The 13,782-nt window shown below is 72.3% G+C and carries 12 protein-coding genes; 8 read left to right on the top strand and 4 right to left on the bottom strand.

The genetic code is table 11. The features are described from left to right. Positions 1–175 precede the first annotated feature (175 nt). Together ACZ4O3_RS14780 and ACZ4O3_RS14775 are read left to right on the top strand one after the other, a co-directional pair. Positions 176–1,561 carry a transcriptional regulator gene (locus ACZ4O3_RS14780; protein ID WP_467722337.1) on the top strand — a complete coding sequence of 462 codons (1,386 nt, stop codon included), beginning with the start codon at positions 176–178 and terminating at the stop codon, positions 1,559–1,561. Between the two features lie 201 nt (positions 1,562–1,762). Next, positions 1,763–3,373 carry a hypothetical protein gene (locus ACZ4O3_RS14775; protein ID WP_467722336.1) on the top strand — a complete coding sequence of 537 codons (1,611 nt, stop codon included), beginning with the start codon at positions 1,763–1,765 and terminating at the stop codon, positions 3,371–3,373. Between the two features lie 34 nt (positions 3,374–3,407). Here the strand turns inward: ACZ4O3_RS14775 and ACZ4O3_RS14770 are convergent, their stop codons facing one another. Next, a complete protein-coding gene (locus tag ACZ4O3_RS14770; RefSeq protein WP_384987036.1) occupies positions 3,408–4,712 on the bottom strand; it encodes an ABC transporter substrate-binding protein in 1,305 nt (434 codons plus the stop codon). 171 nt (positions 4,713–4,883) lie between these two features. On the opposite strand from ACZ4O3_RS14770, the gene ACZ4O3_RS14765 reads away from it, so the two are divergent. Both ACZ4O3_RS14765 and purU read left to right on the top strand, forming a co-directional pair. Next, a complete protein-coding gene (locus ACZ4O3_RS14765) occupies positions 4,884–5,330 on the top strand; it encodes an SCO4402 family protein (RefSeq protein WP_362726855.1) in 447 nt (148 codons plus the stop codon). Between the two features lie 56 nt (positions 5,331–5,386). Then, a complete protein-coding gene (gene purU / locus ACZ4O3_RS14760; RefSeq protein WP_362726858.1) occupies positions 5,387–6,271 on the top strand; it encodes a formyltetrahydrofolate deformylase in 885 nt (294 codons plus the stop codon). A gap of 15 nt (positions 6,272–6,286) precedes the next feature. On the opposite strand, the gene ACZ4O3_RS14755 is transcribed toward purU, so the two are convergent. Both ACZ4O3_RS14755 and ACZ4O3_RS14750 read right to left on the bottom strand, forming a co-directional pair. Next, positions 6,287–7,573 carry a maleylpyruvate isomerase N-terminal domain-containing protein gene (locus ACZ4O3_RS14755; RefSeq protein ID WP_467722335.1) on the bottom strand — a complete coding sequence of 429 codons (1,287 nt, stop codon included), beginning with the start codon at positions 7,571–7,573 and terminating at the stop codon, positions 6,287–6,289. Continuing rightward, positions 7,570–8,148: a sigma-70 family RNA polymerase sigma factor gene (locus ACZ4O3_RS14750; RefSeq protein ID WP_467722334.1), complete on the bottom strand. Its 579-nt coding sequence runs from the start codon at positions 8,146–8,148 to the stop codon at positions 7,570–7,572. Before ACZ4O3_RS14750 ends, ACZ4O3_RS14755 begins: the two co-directional genes overlap by 4 nt. A gap of 404 nt (positions 8,149–8,552) precedes the next feature. Between ACZ4O3_RS14750 and ACZ4O3_RS14745 the strand changes: the two genes are divergently transcribed. After that, on the top strand, positions 8,553–8,927 hold the full coding sequence (locus ACZ4O3_RS14745) for an STAS domain-containing protein (protein ID WP_362724491.1): 375 nt from the start codon (positions 8,553–8,555) through the stop codon (positions 8,925–8,927). 202 nt (positions 8,928–9,129) lie between these two features. Next, positions 9,130–9,642 (top strand): EF-hand domain-containing protein, encoded by a 513-nt coding sequence (locus tag ACZ4O3_RS14740; protein WP_362724488.1) that lies wholly within the window; start codon positions 9,130–9,132, stop codon positions 9,640–9,642. Here ACZ4O3_RS14740 and ACZ4O3_RS14735 read toward each other — a convergent pair. After that, entirely contained in the window at positions 9,626–11,170 is a 1,545-nt protein-coding gene (locus ACZ4O3_RS14735; protein WP_467722333.1) for a class I adenylate-forming enzyme family protein, read from the bottom strand. The two genes, ACZ4O3_RS14740 and ACZ4O3_RS14735, sit on opposite strands and share 17 nt — an antisense overlap. A 128-nt stretch (positions 11,171–11,298) precedes the next feature. Between ACZ4O3_RS14735 and ACZ4O3_RS14730 the strand changes: the two genes are divergently transcribed. Then, positions 11,299–12,429, top strand: a complete 1,131-nt coding sequence (locus tag ACZ4O3_RS14730; RefSeq protein WP_362724482.1) for an acyl-CoA dehydrogenase family protein — start codon at positions 11,299–11,301, stop codon at positions 12,427–12,429. Between the two features lie 6 nt (positions 12,430–12,435). Further along, on the top strand, positions 12,436–13,305 hold the full coding sequence (locus ACZ4O3_RS14725) for an acyl-CoA dehydrogenase family protein (protein ID WP_467722332.1): 870 nt from the start codon (positions 12,436–12,438) through the stop codon (positions 13,303–13,305). Positions 13,306–13,782 lie beyond the last annotated feature (477 nt).

The raw sequence follows: 13,782 nt of genomic DNA, 5'->3' as shown, positions 1-13,782 counted from the left end.
GAGGAACCGGGGCGTGAGCGGGTAGTCACATGTGGGGGGTTGGCGGCGGTCCTGTCCGCGATGCCGCTGCTTTTACCCGGCAATCCTCGCATGTCCCGCATTTTCGGTATGTCCGCTGGGCAGTGATCGTCAAGGCCGGATCTTTTCCCTACAGGGAGTTCGCAGGGGGTACGCCATGGCCGCAAGGCCGCTTGTCGCGCGGCAGCCGAACGAACGGTTGCAGGCGCTCATCCAGGAGGCGGGGTGCTCGAACGCCGGGCTGGCCCGCCGGGTCAACATGTGCGGCGCCGAGCACGGTCTCGACCTCCGGTACGACAAGACGTCCGTGGCCCGCTGGCTGCGCGGACAGCAGCCGCGGGGCCGCGCGCCCGCGATCATCGCCGAGGCGCTGGGACGCAAGCTGGGCCGTACGGTCACGATCGACGAGATCGGCATGGCCAACGGCAAGAACCTCGCCTCGGGTGTCGGCCTCCAGTTCTCGCCGACGGTGCCGGGCGCCATCGAGCAGGTCTGCGAGCTGTGGCGCAGTGACGTGGGCCGCCGGGACTTCCTGTCCGGCTCCTCCGTCGCCGCGTCCGCGCTGGTCGAGCCCAGCCGGGACTGGCTGATCTCGGCGCCCGACGCGCAGGTGGCGCGGCAGGCAGGGCCACGGGTCGGGCCGTCGGACGTGGCGGCGGTGAAGGCGATGACCCAGGCGCTCACCGACCTGGACCACCAGTTCGGCAGCGGGCACGTGCGCCCGGTCGTCGTGCACTACCTCAACAGCGTGGTCTCCGGGCTGCTCGCCGGGTCCTACCGGGAGTCCGTGGGGCGGGAGCTGTTCGCGGCCGTCGCGCGGCTCACCGAGCTCGCCGGATACATGGCCGTCGACACCGGGCAGCCCGGTCTCGCCCAGCGGTACTACATCCAGTCGCTGCGTCTCGCGCAGGCGGCCGGCGACCGCGGCTACGGCGGCTACGTGCTGGCCGCCTCCATGAGCCACCTCGCCGCCCAGCTCGGAAACCCGCGGGAGATCGCCCAGTTGGCGCGAGCGGCGCAGGAGGGGGCGCGTGGACGCGTGACGCCACGCGCGGAGGCCATGTTCTACGCGGCCGAGGCCCGCGGGCACGCGCTGCTGGGTGACGCGCGCTCCGCGCAACTGGCGTCGGGGCGCGCGATGTCGGCGATGGAGGCGGCCGATCCGTCGTCCGGGGACGACCCGGCGTGGATCGCGCACTTCGACGAGGCCTATCTCGCCGACGAGTTGGCGCACTGCCACCGTGACCTGGGCCAGGCCGAGGCGGCCGCGCGGAGCGCGGAGCAGTCGCTGGCCGGGCACCCGGCGACGCGGGCGCGGCGCCGCGCGATCGGCTATGTGCTCCTCGCCACGGCGCAGGTGCAGCAGCGTGAGATCGAACAGGCCTGTGCCACGGGGCTCAAGGCGGTGGAACTCCTTGGGACGGTCCGTTCCAACCGGGGTGCCGAGTACCTGGAGGACTTCCAGCAGCGCCTGGAGCCGTTCCGGGACGAACCGGTCGTCAGGGAGTTCGGCGCCCGGCTGGATCTGCAGGCAGCCGCATGAATTCATGCTCCGCGGTTGCGTGAACGTGTGGGAAACCCCACCTTGCCGTGCGACAGGCGGCATATACAGCGCACCGCGGGGCGGTTTTGTTACTGCTGTCACAGGGAAGGAGGTTGCGCCACCGGGTGCGTGGCACCCGGATCGGGGGACCCGGTAGCGTGAGCCGACGATTCACAAGGTCCCCCATTAGTAGGAGTCCCGGTGACGCAGAGTGGACAGGGCGAGCCCGCGCGCGAAGGCATCGTGCTGCCCTCCGACGGCGGCGAGCCGCTGCTGCCGGGCATGACGGGCGTTCCCGCCCCTCCCGCACAGCCGACCGCGCCCGCCCCGGCCACCGCGCCCACCGAGGGCCAGGCCTGGGGACAGCCGTGGGGGCCCGGCCATCAGCAGGGCGCGCCGCAGCCCGAGCAGAGCTGGCCGCAGGCGGCCGCCCAGGAGTGGACCGCCCAGGAGCCGCCGCCCGAGCTGCCGCCCGCCTGGAACGCCCAGTCGCACGCCGCGCAGGCCCAGGCCGCGCAGTCCCACGCCGGCCAGTACCGGTCGCCCGGCGCCGGCCCGCTGCCCCCGGAGGGGGCGTCCACCCCGTCGTACGGCGGCGGCTACGAGCAGCCCTACGGCTACGGCGGCCAGCCCCAGCAGCCTTACGGCGGCCAGGACCCCTACGGCGCCCAGGGTGCGGCGCTGCCGCCCGCCGTCCCGCACGGCGGCCACGGCGGGTACCCCGGGGCCCTGCCCTCCGCCGACGACGGCGCGACCCAGTACATCCCGCCGGTGCCCGTCGCGCCGGTGGACGAGGGCGCCACGCAGTACATCCCGCCCGTGGCGGCCGCTCCCGAAGGCGCCACCCAGCTGATACCGCCGATAGGTCCGGGCGCCCTGCCGCCCGAGCAGACCGGTTTCGGGGGCGGACAGTCCGCCCCAGGCGCGCACTCCGACGCCGACGCCACGCAGTTCATCCCGCCCTATCAGGCCGGCGCCGAGCAGGGCGGGGACCGGCAGCCGCCCGCCGAGTTCGACAACCTCTTCCGCAGCACGCCCGGTGGCGGGCACCCGGCCGCGTCCACGGCCCAGCTGCCGCGCTTCCCGCAGCAGCCGCAGGGTTTCCAGCAGCAGCCGGCGTACACGCCGCCCCCGTCCTCCTACGACCAGGGCCACGACGATGACGGCGGTGGCCGTGGCGGTCGCGGCGGCAGGTCGAAGGTGCCGCTGATCGCGGCTGTCGGGATCGGGATCGCCGTCCTCGGGATCGGGGCCGGTGCCCTGTTCAGCGGAGGCGGCGGGGACTCGGACGACCCCGGCCAGACGGTCGCCGCGTCCGCGCCCGCCACCGGCGGGTCCTCCTCGGCCGCGGCCGACCAGGGGAAGGCGCAGGCCGCCGCCCTGGACAAGCTGCTCGCCGACAGCGGCAGCAGCCGGGCCTCGGTGATCAGTGCCGTGGCCAACGTGAAGCAGTGCAAGAACCTGGACGGCTCCGCCTCCGACCTGCGCAATGCCGCCACGCAGCGGGCCGCGCTGGTCACCCGCCTGTCCAAGCTGTCCGTCGACAAGCTGCCGGACAACGCCGCGCTGACCACGGCCCTCACCAAGGCCTGGCAGGCCTCCGCGAACGCCGACAACCACTACGCGGCCTGGGCCGACCAGGTCAAGGGCAAGCACGGCTGCCACAAGGGCCAGGCCCGCGGCACCGGCCAGACCGCGGCCGGCAACGCGGAGAGCGGTACCGCCAGCTCCCAGAAGGTGAAGGCGGCCGCGCTGTGGAACTCGATCGCGAGCAAGTACGGGCTGACCCAGCGGCAGCCGACCCAGCTGTGAGCGCGGGCCGGCCGTGGGCGGCCGGCCCGGCCGGTCAGGTGAGGTTCGCGCTCTCCAGGATCTTGGTCATGTCCAGCGCGTTCTTGTTCGCCGACCGGAGCAGGCCGGCCTTGACCGTCTGGACGTTCACGTCGGTGTTGACCAGCCGGGAGAAGCCGGCCGAGGCCAGCTTGCCCTGGTAGGGCCAGGACAGCGACGGGGTGAGGCCGCCGGTGGTGACCGTCAGCCCGTCGTTGAGGGTGCGGCGCACACTGTCGGCGCTGACCTCGCCCGCGCCGATCTTCTTCAGGGTCGCCATCAGCACCTGGTAGGCGACCCAGGTCGTCTGCACCCCGGCGTCGGCGGGGTCGATCCGGTTGTCGCCGAAGGCTTCCTTGCTGATGACCTTCTTCATCTGGTTCCAGCGGGCGTCCGAGGCCACCGGGTACCAGCCGGTGATGTACGACCCCTCGTACGGGCCGGAAGCGCCGCCGGTGGAGTTGATCACCGTCTGGTCGACGCTGCCGACCTCGGCGGCCGTCTTCACCTTCGGGTAGTCCTGGCGGGCGCGCTGGAAGTTGTCCATGAAGGTGGCCGTGTGGTCACCGAGCTCAGGCACCACACAGCCCGTCTTCTGCGGGTTCGAGGTGGAGTTCTCCAGGGCCTGCTGCGACTGCTTGTCGTACTCGGTGAGGTCCTCGGCCGCCAGCTGGTCGATCGACTTGGCGTGGCCGCCGGCCTGCAGGCCCGAGTCGAGCAGCTGGGGCAGCTGGTCGCCGGCGATGCTGTCCGGGCGGACCAGGGTGACCGGGCCGCAGGACCCGGCCAGCGCCTCCCCGAGACCGGCCAGCAGGGTGAGCTGACCGCCGTTGACCGGGTACGAGACGGGGCTGGTGAACTCCTCGTTCGACGCCCCGTAGCCGCCTATGTAGGGGATGGCGGCGCCTTCCAGCGCGGCGAAGTAGGAGTCGCCGAACTGGCTGTAGGAGCCGACGACGGCGACGACGTTCTCGTTGACCGCCTTCTGGGCGCAGTTCGCGGCGCCCACGGTGCTGTTGTGGTCGTTGCAGGTCAGCAGCTTGAGTTTGCGGCCGTCGATGCCGCCCTGGGAGTTGACCCAGCGGACGATGGCCGACGCCATGGCGGGCATGCCGGCCTTGTTGGTGGCGCCCGTCTTCTGCGGCGCCCAGGTCATCACCTTGATCTCGTCGTCCCCTGAGCCCGACAGTCCCGGGATGACCCCGCAGCCGGCGGCGAGGGACGCACAGGCGGTCATGGCCACCGCGGACAGCGCGGTCGCTCTGACGCGCCGGTGGGTGGCGGGAAGGACGGTGCTGGATGTGGGACGCCTGCCGGTCATGGACACGCACGATTCCCCCACATCAATAACCCGCGAGTGACCCATGGTCAACCAAAGGTGACGCGCAGGTGAATTACGGGGGCCTGTGACGGGCGTGTGACGAGGAACGTACGATCGACGACCGTGCAAGGTTCGGAGAACTCTTCCCGTCGTGGCCGTCGCTCCTCCACCATGGGCGGCATGCCACTCAATGACATGCCGTGGTGGCGCTGGCGCAGCAATGTGCGCTCCGCGCTGCACATGCTCTCGGACCCGGACTTCCAGCGGAACGTCTGGCTGGCCGGTCAGGACGGGTTCGGCGACGTGACCGACGCCGTCTACCGGCTGGTCGAGGACACCTGGCTGGACAACTGGTCCGCGGAGAAATACGTCGGGACGATATTCCGCGACTCGCAGGAGGCGGCGCTCGTCGACACCGCCGTGCTGCGGGTCCTGCGGATCATGCACCAGGTCGGGCCGGACGCCCCGGTCTCCGCGTACCTCGACCACCAGGCGTGGCCGGACGCCGTCCGGGCGGCCCGGGACGCGCACATGCGGCTGGCGGCGAGCGACGGCGACGACCCGGACATCCCGCCGCGGAGCCTCGAAGTGCTGCGGATCATGACACGGGCGGCGTGAGTCCGCGGAACGGACGCTGACGGCCGGGGACGGCCGGGCATGAGATTCTGTGGTGCATGACAGACCAGCCCACCCGAGCCCAGGCCACCCTGGCCGACCAGTACGTCCTCACCCTCTCCTGCCCGGACAAGCAGGGCATCGTGCACGCCGTGTCGAGCTACCTGTTCATGACCGGCTGCAACATCGAGGACAGCCAGCAGTTCGGGGACCACGACACGGGTCTGTTCTTCATGCGCGTGCACTTCTCGGCCGAGGCGCCGGTGACGGTCGACAAGCTGCGGGCCAGTTTCGCGGCGGTCGGTGACTCCTTCCACATGGACTGGCAGATCAACCGGGCCGACCAGCGGATGCGCGTCGTCCTCATGGTCAGCAAGTTCGGGCACTGCCTGAACGACCTGCTCTTCCGCGCGCGGATCGGCGCGCTGCCCGTGGACATCGCCGCGGTGGTCTCCAACCACACCGAGTTCGCGGAGCTGGTGGAGTCGTATCACATCCCCTTCCGCCACATTCCGGTGACGAAGGAGACGAAGGCCGACGCGGAGGCCCAGCTCCTCGCGCTGGTCCGCGAGGAGAACGTCGAACTGGTGGTCCTGGCCCGGTACATGCAGGTCCTCTCGGACGACCTGTGCAAGCAGCTCAGCGGGCGGATCATCAACATCCACCACTCGTTCCTGCCGAGCTTCAAGGGCGCGAAGCCGTACCACCAGGCGCATGCCCGGGGCGTCAAGCTGATCGGGGCGACGGCGCACTACGTCACGGCGGACCTCGACGAGGGGCCGATCATCGAGCAGGAGGTCGAGCGGGTGGGTCACGGTGTCACCCCGGACCAACTGGTCGCGATCGGACGGGACGTGGAGTGCCAGGCGCTGGCGCGGGCGGTGAAGTGGCACGCGGAGCGCCGCATCCTGCTCAACGGGCGGCGGACGGTCGTCTTCGCCTGACGTCGGGACCGCCCCCTACATCCGGCTCAGGCTCGCCGCCGCGAACAGTACGTCCCTGATCGCCGTCCGGTCCCCCAACTGCCCCGCCGCCGCGTCCTCCGGAGGAACGTGGCCCGCGGCCAGCCTGCAGAACTCCACGTCGTCCAGCGCCACGTGCGCCACCTCGAACTCCTCCGAGCCCACCGCCCCCGGCGAGTCCAGCGGGATCAGCCACTCGCCGCCCCCGTTGCCCTCGATCTCCAGCCGCAGGCTGCGGCCGGGCCGTCCCGCGGGGACCAGGTGCGGGGTCGGTCCGGGCGTCGCCAGCCCCGCCTGCCGCCGCGCCGCCAGCGCGACGGGCAGCATCCGCGCCGCGAGGTCGATCATCCGGTGCAGAAACCTCGGGGCCGGCGGCTCGTAGGGGTAGTCCACGGCCACCGCGATGTCCTCCGCGTGCACCCAGCACTCGAAGGCGCGGTCCAGCATCGCGTCGTGCAGCGGCAGCGCGAAGTCGCCGTACGAGACCCCGAGCCGTCCGGCGCCGCCGCCGGTGAAGGAGACGGTCTGCACGAGCCGGTGGCTCTGCTCGCGCCAGGGTTTCCGCACCGCACGGGTCGGCGGGAAGTGGGAGGCCTGCCAGAAGGTCTCGGTGCGCGCCGCGGGGCCCTGACCCGTCGCCTCCCCCAGGGGGTCGGCCAGACCGAGCGCGGCCGCCACCAGGCCGTCGACGGACAGCAGGTGCGCGATGACCCCGGCGACCGTCGTACGACGGCTCGTGGGCGCCGCGCCGTCGAACCAGCGCAGCCGTACCGGGGCGTGCCACTCCGCGTCGCCGATGTCCTGGAGCAGGGCGTCCAGACGGGCCGTCTCGGCGTCGTACGGTGCCGCCCACGCGGGGATCGGGACGCGCGGCGGCCGGCGGTCCAGGCAGGCCTCCAGGACGCGGGTGCGCAGACCGGGGTCGAGGTCCAGGCTCTCCGGCTGGTGCAGCAGCCCGACCGCCTCGCGCAGCCGCCGTGCCTCGTCCGCACAGGCCCCGCAGTCGCCGAGGTGGATCTCGACGGTGAGGGCCTCCGCCGTCGAGCAGGCGGCCAACGCCCAGGCACCCAGCAGCGACTTCAGGACGTCGTGCGGCAGCTCCAGCGGCACCGGCTCCGGGTCGTCGAGTCCGGGCAGCGACCTGCCGCCGTCCTCGACGGAGGACCTGGGCAGCGGGATGCGCGGCGGGCCGCCCGGCTCGCCGCGGCCGTCCCCGGGCACGTCACCGGCTCCGTGGCCGGAGCCCGTGCCGTCGTGCGCGTCGAACGGGTCGGCGCCGGTCACACCGCACCTCCGTACCCGGGCGGTCTCCCGGCATCATGTGCGGTGGCGAGCAGTTGCAGGCCGAGACGCAGCCGGCGGCGGGCCTCGTCCTCGGTGACGTCGAGGTCCACCGCGGTCTGGCGGTAGTCACGGCGCTGGAAGTAGGCGAGGTCCAGGGCGGCGCGCAGCGGGGTCGGCATGGAGTGCACGATGTAGTCCGCGCGGGCCGCGACGGAGGCGCGCCGCACCTTGCGCTCCAGCTCCTCGGCGGCCTCCGCGCCGGTGTCGCCCGGGGTGAGCGCGGCGGTCTCGGTGGCCCTGAGGCGCTGCACGGCGAGCCGGTGGGTCAGCGCGGCGACCCAGGAGCGCAGCTGACCCTGCCGGGGGTCGTAGGCGTCCGGGTGCTCCCAGACATGGGCGAAGACCTCGCGGGTTATGGAGTCGGCGGCCCGCTCGTCCCCGAGGACGCGGTGGGCCAGGCCGTGCACGAGCGAGGCGAAGCGGTCGTAGAGCTCGCCGAGGGCGGCGGCCTCGCCGCGCGCCAGCCGCTGCTGCATCGTGCGGTCCCAGCGAGGCGGTACGTCCCTCTTCACCATGCGGCCCCCTCCCCGTGCCTGCGTCCAGCCTGTCTCCACCGTCTCCTCGAATGTAGTCGGCACGTCGGACGACGCACGCCCCTTTGTGGCAATGCGCGCCCCCTGCGGGCCCGTGACTGGTAGGGACCCCTGGTCTTCCCGGGTGTTCCTCGGTGCGCTTCTCCGCACGCCCGCCGGTGCGCCCCTCCGGGCGCCCGCGCGGTGTCACAGTCAGGTCCCGGGCGAACCCTCCGCTTCTGATCGAACAGGATCGTCAGTGACCGAAACAAGACCCTTGCCGATCGTCGCTCGTTTGTCATCCGGGGTTTCGGGGAACGGCCGCTGGGCAGCCGCGCGAAAAGAAGCGAAGGAACTGGCTCCGTTTCCGGGCGGTTCCGGAGATCCGGCAAGCGAAGGGCTGAGCCGTGGCTTTCAAGGTGACCGACGTCGAACTGGGTGAGTGGGCCGTGCTCGGGGTGTCGGGCGAACTGGACCTGGTGACCTCGCCGGTGCTGCGCCAGCGGGTGCACGACGCGGTCGCCGAGGGTCACCACAGCGTGGTCCTCGACCTCTCCGACGTCTTCTTCTGCGACTCCAGCGGGGTCGGCGTCCTCATCGCGGCCCGCCGCCTGATCCGCTCCTGCCGGGGCCGGCTGCGGCTGATACTGCCCGCCCAGGGCGCGAGTGACGGTTCTCACGTCAACCGGGTGCTCGGCGCCCTCGGCGTGCGACGGCTGTTCGACGTGTATCCCGACGTGGACAGCGCGGTCGGCGACGAGGAGGGCCCGCTCTCGGCGTAGCGGACCGCGCATCCACCGAGGCCGGACGGCCGGCGGCGGTGGTGTGCCCGCCATGACCGACGATCACGGCGGTGCCACGTTGTTGTCGCAGAATTCCCCCGGTCTTGGCACAAGGGTTGTTTTCCCGCTCCCCGGCCGCCGCCCGCGTCGTACGCTCCCTGCGAGAGGAACCCCCACGTCACGTAAGGCGGCCCGAACACACATGGTCAGCACCGAGTACGAGCGACGGATCGCCGCCCGGTTCGCAACCTTCGACCAGGACGGCAACGGCTGGATCGACCGCGAGGACTTCAACTCGGCGGCCAAGGCACTGCTCGCCGAGTTCGGCCTCCCGGCCCGCTCCGACAAGGGTCAGGCCCTGTACGCCGGGGCGGAGGCCTTCTGGCAGGGCATGGCCGGCATGGCGGACCGGGACGGCGACCAGCGGATCACCCGCGAGGAGTTCGTGAGCGGCGCGGTCAAGCGGCTGCACGACAACCCCGACCGGTTCGGCGAGATCGCCCGCCCCTTCCTGCACGCGGCCCTCGCCCTCGCGGACACCGCCGGCGACGGCACGGCGACGGTCCCGGACACCGTGCGCGTGCTGCGCGTCCTCGGGGTCCCCCCGGAGCTCGCCCGGGCGGTGGCGTCCGGTCTCGACATCGACGGCGACGGCAAGGTCGCGGAGACGGAGATCGTCCCCGCGTTCGCCCGCTACTTCACGATCCCGGAGTAGCGCCGCCCGGTGCCAACGGGGCCGAGAACCGCTCGCGCAGCCGGTACTTGAGCACCTTGCGCAGGGTCTCGTTGCGCGGAAGGGCGTCCACCACCTCCAGCCGTTCCGGCAGCTTGTGCACCGAGAGCCCTTCCGCGCGCAGGTACGCCACCACCTCCGCGAGCGTCAGCACGGCGCTTCCCGGCGGCTGTTCGACCACCGCGCAGACCAGTTCCCCGCGCTCCGCGTCCGGCAGGCCGACCACCGCCGCGTCACCCACCGCCGGATGCGCGGCGAGCAGGTCCTCGATCTCCTTCGCCGAGATGTTCTCGCCCTTGCGGATGATCACGTCCTTGAGGCGGCCGGTGAGCACGAGGTGACCGCTCGCGGTCAGCCGCCCGAGGTCACCGGTCCGCAGGAACCCGTCCTCGTCGAAGGCCTCGGCGGTCTGCGCCGGATCCAGATATCCCTGGCACACCGCCTCCCCGCGCAACCGCACCTCACCACTGCCGGCGACCCGAAGCTCCATCCCCTCCGGAGGCCTGCCCTCGGTCGTCGCCAGGTTCTCCGTCGTGTCGTCCGGTGCCCCCATCGTGATCATCGGCACTTCGGTCATGCCGTACCCGTGGGTCAGCTGCACCCCCATCTCGCGCACCACCGCGTGGTAGACCTCCGGCGGCTTGGGCGCCCCGCCGCCGGCCAGCAGGCGCAGCGAGGGGATCACCGGAACGTCCGGCTGCTTGCGCTGCTCCGCCAGGAACATCGAGTAGAACGCCGTCGAACCGCCCGCCACCGTCACCCCGTGCCTGCGGTACTCCGGGAGTGCGTCAGGCAGCGCGAACTGCTCGAACATGACGGCCGGGAAGCCGTACAGCAGCAGCATCACCGTGTAGTCGGGGCCCGCGATGTGCGCGTACGGGAAGGCCATCGAACCCACGTCGTCCGCCGTCAGCCGCAGGGCGTGCGCCAGGCACGAACCGCCCGCGATCAGTGAACGGTCCGTGTGGAGAACGCCCTTGGGATCCGAGGTGGTTCCCGACGTCCAGTAGATCCACCGGACGGAGGTGCCCTCGGCGGGCGGGGCGGGCAGCACCGCCGGATCGCCGTCGGGAAGCTCGTCGTACGCCTCGAAGATCCCCTTCGCGCCCAGCCGCCGGGCCAGCTCCGTGTGGTCGAAGCCGCGCCACACGCCCGGTACGGCGAAGAACTCGGCCCGCGACTCGCGCAGCGCGAAGCCGACCTCGCGGTCCCGGTAGAAGGGGATGACGGGGCTCTGTACGGCGCCCAGGCGGGCCAGCGCGAAGGACAGCACGGCCGTCTCGATGCGGGTGGGCAGCTGCCAGGCGACGACCGTGCCGGGGCGTACCCCCATGGCGTAGAGCCCGGCCGCCGCGCGCTCGGCACGCGCGCGCAGGCCGCCGAAGGACAGGGTGCGCTCGCCCTGGAGGAACACCGGGCGCTGAGGGGTGAGTTCGGCGCGGCGGGCGACCAGGTCCCAGAGGGTGCGGGAGCCGCCCAGGTCACGCGCCACGGCGTTCGCTTCGTTCATGGCCGTACCCCCTGCCCACCGTATCTGACGAGTCGTCAGATCGTAGGTCCTGGCGCCTTGTCGGTCCAGGGGTGCGGGGCTAGCCTGCGAGATCTGACGAACCATCAGTCGCGTGGGGGTGTCTGCCGGTGGACCTGTCGTACACGCCCGAGGAGGAGGACTTCCGGGCCCGGCTGCGGGAGTGGCTCGCCAAGGTGCTCCCGGGCCTGCCGCCGAAGCCGCGGCCCGAGGACTGGCCGGGCCGCCGCGCCTACGACCTCGGCTGGCAGCGGACGCTGTACGACGCCGGGTACGCCGACGTGCACTGGGACGCGTCGCCCACCGTGCGGCTGATCTTCCTGGAGGAGACCGAGCGGGCCGGCGCGCCCTACGTGGGCGCCAACTTCGTGGGCCTGCTGCACGCGGGCCCCACCATCGCCGCCGAGGGTACCGAGGAGCAGCGGGCCCGCTGGCTGGCGCCGATCCTGCGCGGGGACGAGGCCTGGTGCCAGGGCTTCAGCGAACCGGGCGCCGGCTCCGACCTGGCGGCGCTGCGCACGCGCGCGTGGCGCGACGGGGACGACTACGTGGTGAGCGGCTCCAAGATCTGGACCTCGCACGCGGAGGTCGCCGACTGGTGCGAGCTGCTGGTGCGCACGGACCCAAAGGCGCCCCGGCACCGGGGCATCAGCTGGCTGGCCATGCCCATGACCGCGCCGGGCATCACCGTACGGCCGCTGCGCACGCTCGCCGGGTCGGCCGAGTTCGCCGAGGTGTTCCTCGACGAGGTGCGGGTGCCGGTGGCGAACCGGGTGGGCGCCGAGAACGACGGGTGGCGCGTCACCATGGTGACGCTCTCCTTCGAACGCGGCACCGCCTTCGTCGGCGAGGTCGTCGCCTGCCGCCGCGTGCTCGGCGACCTCGCGCGCGTGGCGCGTGCGAACGGCATCTGGGACGACCCGGCGCTGCGCCGCCGGCTCGGCCGGCTGAACGCCGAGTTCCGGGCACTGTGGCGGCTCACCCAGTGGAATGTCAGCGAGGCCGAGGACAGGGGTGTGCCCGGCGTCGGCGGCTCGGTCTTCAAACTGCGCTACTCGCACGCGCGGCAGGAGCTCTACGACGCGGCCGCCGCCGTGCTCGGCCCGGACTCCCTCGACCTGGACCGGCCATGGGTCCTCGACCGGCTCTCCGCCCTCTCGTACACCATCGCGGCCGGGACCTCCCAGATCCAGCGGAACATCGTGGCCGAGCGGATCCTCGGGCTGCCGAAGGGACGGTGAGCGGGCGTGCGCTTCCAGCTGAGCGACGATCAGCGGGCGTTGCGGGACGGGATGCGAGAGCTGCTCGCACGCCGGTTCGACGGCGAGGCGCTGCGGGCGGCGGTCGGCGCACCCGGCCCAGACCGGGGCCTGTGGCGGGAGCTGGGGACGGCCGGGTTCTTCGCGCTGCGGCTGCCGGAGGCGGACGGCGGGGTCGGACTCGGGCTGCCCGAGGCGGTGTTGGTCTTCGAGGAGGCGGGGCGGGCCCTGCTGACCGGCCCGCTGGTGGCCACCCATCTGGCCGCCGCCGACGTCCCCGGCGCGGCCACCGGGGAGGCCGTGGTGGCCCGTACGGACGGCGGCCTGGTGGAGTGGCTGGCCGAGGCCGACGCCGTACGGGGGGACGTGTCCGGCGCCGTCCCGCTGCGCTCCGTGGACCCGTTGACGCCGCTGCACCGGGTGCCTGGGGCCGAGCGCGCGGCGCCCGACCCGGTCGCCGTGCTGCTCACCGCCGCCGAGCAGCTCGGCACCGCAACGCGCGCATGCGAGCTCGCCGTGCAACACGCGCGGATCCGCGAACAGTTCGGGCGGCCGATCGGGGCCTTCCAGGCGGTCAAGCATCTGTGCGCCGAGATGCTGGTGCGTGCCGAGACCGCGCGTGCGGCCGTCTACGCGGCCGCGGTGACCGCCGACCCGGTGGACATCGCGGCGGCACGGCTGCTCGCCGACGAGGCCGCCGTGCGCGGTGCCGGGGACTGTCTCCAGGTGCACGGCGGGACGGGCTTCACCTGGGAGGCGGAGGTGCACCTGCACGTGAAGCGGGCGTGGGTGCGGGCCCAGCGTGGCGGGGGAGGCACGGAGAGTGAGGAGAGGCTCGCCGCCGACCTGGTCGGGTGAGTGTTCGAAACGCTGCTCATCTGCGGAATCAGGGGCACAGGTGGTCGAGTGTCGCGGATCGTGGCACACCGGAGTCACGGAGCGTTGATATCGGGTTGTGTCCAACGCGTGACTCGTCACAGCCTGGAGTCGGGGGTCCCCTCGGGTACCTTCTGTGGGATGCGAGTGGTTCCGAGGACGAGCCATGCCGGCGGTGCCGTCGAAGCGGCCCCGCGGCTCGTGGTGCGTACCGCCGCTCACAGGGCGGTAAGGGCTTGCGCCCCCGCCTGTTCGACTCCCCGCAGCGAGCGTCGCACAGTATGGCGTACCCGTACTCCTTCGCGTTGGAATATGCCCGAAGCGCTTGTTGGGGTGACTGTACGTCAACCATGCTGTCTCGTAAGGGAATCACGTTCCGTGACCCTTGCTCTGGCCGTTGTTCTGGCCATGCAGAAAATGGCTACGATCGTGGCCCTGGTCGTCCTTGCCGTCGCGGTC

This window comes from Streptomyces sp. NPDC026515, assembly GCF_055567595.1.
This window is presented reverse-complemented; position numbering and strand designations above follow the sequence as displayed.